A 2,564-nucleotide genomic window follows, 5' to 3' on the forward strand; every position below is an offset into this window, starting at 1 on the left:
ATCCACATTTTGAAAAAGTAAAAGAGAATGAGAAGAACTTTAATCAGTACTTAGAAAATATGATGAATGATGATGAATTTACAAGAAGTATATTCAATAAGATATTTGTGAAGAAGGGGTTATAAGAGGGGTTAAGCCCTCTTTTTAAATATCTTGTATTACAATAAAGTAAACAACACCATTTTCAAAAAAAGTTAGTCTTTATAATTCCATCATATTTTACAATTTCATTCCTTCACATTTTTAATTTTTATTCCATCATATTTTCAATTTACATTCCTTCATATTTTCACTTTTCATTCCTTCATTTTTTCAAAAGAACTATAAAGTGAACTACTCCAACTTCAACTGATTATCGACACACTGTGTCGACAATCTTCGGAAAGACTTTATATACCTTTAAGTATCAATACAATTTTACTATTCATTAATTAATAAATACGTACGATAGTGAATCCAAAAAAGAGAAATTCTTAATCAACTCCTATTTCACATAGATAAAAAGCACATCTCTTGCATGAGACGTGCTTTTTACTAATACATAAATTTATTTATTCTTCATATGTGGGAATAAGATAACTTCACGGATAGTTTTCTGACCAGTTAATAACATAACTAATCTAAACAACTATGTCTTCTCAATATACTTAAATACGAATCATAAATAGCAAATTAAAAATTAGAACTATAAATATAGTCCAACCATAAAATCTTTGTTTCTTTGTTCCTTCAAATAATTTTGGCTTACCAAAAACAAAGGTTATTGGTTCTCCAAATTTACATTCATATAATACAGTTACAATAGTTAGTATAGTTACTGCAACATGTACTTCATCAGTCGTAAAATAATTAATCATACTTGGTATTGCTTTCCCCTTTCGTCAAAATTATACTTCAAAGGTCATACCGCAATACATGTTGTTGTTTGAATAGTTGATTTCATTGTCTAAATCGTTATATCCCAATCCAATACAATATAATCATCTGCATTATTTAGAAATGAAAAAATCTTTTTTAAAGGAAATTTTCCCTTCTTACGAGGATAACATTCTAGATATATGTTCTGATTTTCTTCAATGTTGATACTTAACTTGTTGCTCTTACACCAATCAATAGAAAGATAAATTTCATATTCTCCTACAGGAAGATCAATTTCTGTTTTTGAATTGTTCCCTATCTTCGCACATTTTTCTCCATTAACATAAATAGTATATGATCGGAATTTATCATAGAAACTACTACGTCTTGTTATGACTAACATATCGATGTATCTCCTTTTAATAAAATATTTACGCTAAACGTATTATTCGAACTTTCAAATTCTACATTACCATCATAGCGGTTGACTATGTTTTTAACGATAGATAACCCATACCCATGATTTAGCTTATCTTTTTTTGTTGTACCCATGTTACTGTCATATTTGAAAGATTTATATGTGAGATTCTTCACTGAAACTATCAATATATTCTGATGTTCAATAATATTAACATTAATATATTTATCTACCAGATTATGGGAATTCAAGTACTCTATTGCATTATCCAGAACATTGGATAACAACATATTTAAATCTACATCTTCAATAAATAAACTATCTGAACATTTACAACTCACCTTAAACTTTATATGGGTATTCTTTCTAATTTTATCATTCAATATTGCATTAATAATCAAATGATCACTTAATTGAAGACATTCTTTCGTATAATCAAGTTTCCCTACCAATTTCTCTAGATAGTTTTTTGCTGTTATGTACTCTTCATTTTCGTATAAATACAATAGTGTCAGTAAATTATTTTTTATATCATGCTTATATTTCTGGAGTTCTTCAAAGTACTGTTCCTTTTCTAATAAGCTTTGTAATTTAAAGGCATTAAGTTTATATTGCTCATTGATCTTTTCGTTTTCTATTTTTGTGTTTAAGTTTTCCTTAAAGAAAGAAAATATTACAAATGATAAGTATAAAAATACACCTATCAAGCAAGAGTATATAACTGTAGAAGAAATGGTATTTTTCAAATAGTTTTGAATTAATAACATGCATAACCCGACACCAACTCCAAATATCATCATATATAATTTATTTTTTGTCTCCTGCATTTTAGTATTCACTATCTTCATACTAACAATTGTAAATAGGAATAAACAAAGTATTAGTTCATAAATAGCATTTGAATAATCATTTAAACTGAAGATATCTTCAAACGTAAATGGGACCTTTATAATAACAGAAATAATCAAGTGACAAACATACCCTGTCAATACGTGAATCATAACAAACAATAATATGATGTAGATGGGCTTAATGTGATACTGTAGTAACCTTTCTTTGTTTAGGAAAATGTACATGATTAATACGCTTAATTGTATGACTAAAAAATGCCAATTTAACATATTCAATAAAACTGATAATGTATATATAACAATAATCTTTTTTTGACTGAAGTAATCTTCTGTGAAAAAACACATTATCAAATAAGGAATAAGGATATCTGCAAAAGACATTATCAATAACATTAAACTAGAAATCATTTGTAAATCCTCTGCTTAAGAATATATTC

2 protein-coding genes are annotated in these 2,564 nt (G+C 26.7%); both read right to left on the bottom strand.

From position 1 onward, the window contains the following. Window positions 1-946: 946 nt before the first annotated feature. Window positions 947-1,261 carry a hypothetical protein gene (locus ACT8VG_RS01115; RefSeq protein WP_289100741.1) on the bottom strand — a complete coding sequence of 105 codons (315 nt, stop codon included), beginning with the start codon at window positions 1,259-1,261 and terminating at the stop codon, window positions 947-949. Continuing rightward, entirely contained in the window at window positions 1,255-2,076 is an 822-nt protein-coding gene (locus ACT8VG_RS01120) for a sensor histidine kinase (RefSeq protein WP_444195038.1), read from the bottom strand. The genes ACT8VG_RS01115 and ACT8VG_RS01120 overlap by 7 nt, the downstream gene beginning before the upstream one ends. Window positions 2,077-2,564 lie beyond the last annotated feature (488 nt).

It is taken from the genome of Catenibacterium sp. (genome assembly GCF_052354645.1).
GTDB classification, from domain to species: Bacteria; Bacillota_I; Bacilli_A; order Erysipelotrichales; family Coprobacillaceae; genus Catenibacterium; species Catenibacterium mitsuoka_A.